Below are 2,975 nucleotides of genomic sequence, written 5' to 3' on the forward strand. Positions count from 1 at the left end.
CTGCGGGACCCTGCAACACAGCGTCCCGGAAATCTGCTTGGCCCAGCAAGTAAATCAGGCTGACCAGCTCCCCAATCACGGTAAAGTCACGTACCTTCTTTTCTGTGGCCCAAAGCTTTTGAGCAGAGCGTTCGGAAAGCTGCCAGGGCACCCTCAAATAGTGTTCAGGGCCGTGCCAGGCTCTAAGCTGACGTTGGTAAACAGCCCGCTCCGAACCGCGAAGGTTCGGCACCACACCGGGCGCACAGTAGCGGGCCTCGAGGTTGGTCAGCACCCCCCGGCAGGCCAGGGGGCGGTGGGGATGCACAGCGCAGGCTCCCTCTGAAGTGAGCAGCGGACAGGGATGGGCCTCCAGAAAATACGTGGTGGGAAAATCGGCCCGGTGTTTGTGCTGCGCAATGCGGCGAAGTCTATTGGGGCCTTCGGCCTCGACTCGGGCCAGGGCATCGGGAAGATGGGCCTCGAGGTGCTCGCGCAGGTAAGCGGCCTCGGCCAGCCCCACCACCACCCAGGCATAGCAGCAGGCAAAACAGCCCCGGCGGCAGCTGACCTTCTGGCCAAGCCTGGCCAGATACTGCGCGGTGCGCGCCTCCAGGTTTTGGTGGGCCAGAGCCACCGCTTGCCGCAAAACCGGCTCCATTCCCATTATCATAAGGGTTTCAAGGCCAAAAGCCTGCGCCGTAGAAATTCCCTCCCAAACACACTTCCCACATGACCCATGGTTTGCCAGAGCGCAGATGGTACAATCTTGTCCTGATTATGGAAGTCCTCGGTCGAATCACCGCCATGCCCACCTTGCCCGAGCCCCTGAAGGGCCTGCGCGAGGTAGCCTACAATCTCTGGTGGAGCTGGAATCCAGAAGCCCAGCACCTATTTGAGCAAATCAATCCTTCGCAGTGGAAGCGCTTCCGGTCAAACCCGGTGCGGGCCTTGCTGGAAGCCGAGCCCCAGCGCCTTCAGGCCCTGGCCGAGAACGCGGGCTATGTGGGCGCGGTTGAGGCCACCGTCGCCAACTTCCACCAGTACCTGCAAACCCGCCCCCAAAAACCTCCCCGCATTGCCTACTTTTCAATGGAGTACGGCTTCCACGAGTCGCTGCCCATCTACTCGGGCGGCCTGGGCATTCTGGCAGGCGACCACATCAAATCGGCCTCAGACCTGGGGCTTTGCCTGACCGGAATCGGCATGTTCTATCACGAGGGCTACTTCCGCCAGCAGCTCACCCCCGAGGGCCAGCAGCGCGAGGTCTACGAGGATTTGCTGCCTGAGGAACTGCCCTTGCAGGTGGTCACCCGCGACGGAAAGCCCCTCAAGGTAGGGGTGGAGTTCCCCGGGCGCACGGTTTATGTGATGGCCTACAAAGCCCAGGTAGGTACCATACCGGTTTACCTGATGAGCACCAACCTGCCCGAAAACCGCCCCGAAGACCGCGCCCTGACCGCCCGACTGTACGCGCCCGGCCAGGAAATCCGCATCGAGCAGGAACTCATCCTGGGGGTGGGGGGGGTTCGCCTGATTCGGGCGCTGGGCTTGGAGCCCGAGGTCTGGCACATGAATGAAGGCCATGCGGCGTTTCTGGGCCTGGAGCGCATGCGCGAGATGGTGGCCGCCGGAAGCAGCTTCAGCGAGGCCTTGGAGGCCACTTCGGCGGGGGCCCTCTTCACCACCCACACCCCCGTTCCCGCCGGGCACGACACCTTTCCGCTGGAGCTGGTGGAGCGGTATCTGGACGGCTGGTGGAACAAGCTGGGCATCAGCAAGGAAGAGTTCATAGCCCTGGGTCGCGAGGAGAAAAGCTACGGCCCGGTTTTCAGCATGTCCAACCTGGCCCTGGCCACCTCGCGTGCAGCCGGGGGGGTCTCGGCCCTCCACGGCGAGGTCTCGCGCGAGATGTTCCAGCACCGCTGGAAAGGCCTCGAGGCGGAGGAAGTCCCCATCGGGCACATCACCAACGGTATCCACACCTTCACCTTCCTGCACCCCGATTTGCACAGCCTCTACGAGCGCACCTTTCCCAAGACCTGGGCCGAGCAGCTGCATGACCCCAGCCAGTGGACGGTGGAACGGCTCGAGGAAGACGAGCTCTGGCGCATCCGCAACAAGCTGCGGGCCAGCCTGATTGACGAGGTACGGGCCCGCCTTTTCGAGCAGCGACGCCGCAACGGCGACCTCCCGGCGAGCCTGCGGGCAGCGGAAAAGGTGCTCGACCCCTCCGTGCTGACCATCGGCTTTGCCCGTCGGTTTGCCACCTACAAGCGGGCCATCCTGATGTTCACCGACCCCGAGCGGCTGGTCTCCATTCTGAACGGCCCTCTGCCGGTGCAGTTTGTCTTTGCCGGTAAAGCCCACCCCAAGGATGAGCCCGGTAAGGAGTTCATCAAGAAGCTGGCCGAGAAAATCAGGGCCCTGGGGCTGGAAGACAAGATGATTTTGCTTGAAAACTACGATATGGGCCTGGCCCGCAGCCTGGTGCAGGGGGTGGACGTCTGGCTCAACACCCCCCGCCGCCCCATGGAAGCCTCCGGCACCTCGGGCATGAAGGCTGCCCTGAACGGCGCTCTGAACTTTTCCATTCTGGACGGCTGGTGGGCCGAGGCCTTCAACACCACCAACGGCTGGGCCATTGGCGACGAGCGCACCTATGCCACCGAGGAGGCCCAGGACCACGCCGACGCCCAGAGCTTTTACGACACGTTGCAGTACGAGGTGATCCCGCTGTTTTACGCCCGGGGCGCGGTCGGAACGCCGAGCGGTTGGCTGGCCATGGTGCGCGACAGCATCCGCACCTGCGGCCCTACCTACTCAGCCCAGCGCATGGTGGACGAATACCACCGCAAGTTCTACACCCCGCTGGCCCGGCGAGCCGCCCATCTGATGGAGGGAAACGCCGCTGCCCTCAACGAAGTGGCCGCCTGGAAATCCAAGGTGCAAGCAGCCTGGAACAACGTCAAACTCTGGGTGGAAGCGCCCCCGTC

The 2,975-nt window shown here is 63.3% G+C and carries 2 protein-coding genes; one reads left to right on the plus strand and one right to left on the minus strand.

Going from position 1 to position 2,975, the window contains the following annotated elements:
* The coding region (locus NZN28_RS14140) for a YkgJ family cysteine cluster protein (protein WP_295399232.1) at positions 1 to 640 on the minus strand (640 nt) is incomplete at its 3' end.
* A 119-nt stretch (positions 641 to 759) separates the two neighbouring features.
* On the opposite strand from NZN28_RS14140, the gene glgP reads away from it, so the two are divergent.
* Positions 760 to 2,975, plus strand: a 2,216-nt coding sequence (glgP, locus tag NZN28_RS14145) for an alpha-glucan family phosphorylase (RefSeq protein WP_295399234.1), incomplete at its 3' end; no start/stop codon positions are given.

The sequence above is a fragment of the Meiothermus sp. genome (assembly GCF_025056915.1).
In the GTDB taxonomy this organism is placed as follows: domain Bacteria; phylum Deinococcota; class Deinococci; order Deinococcales; family Thermaceae; genus Meiothermus.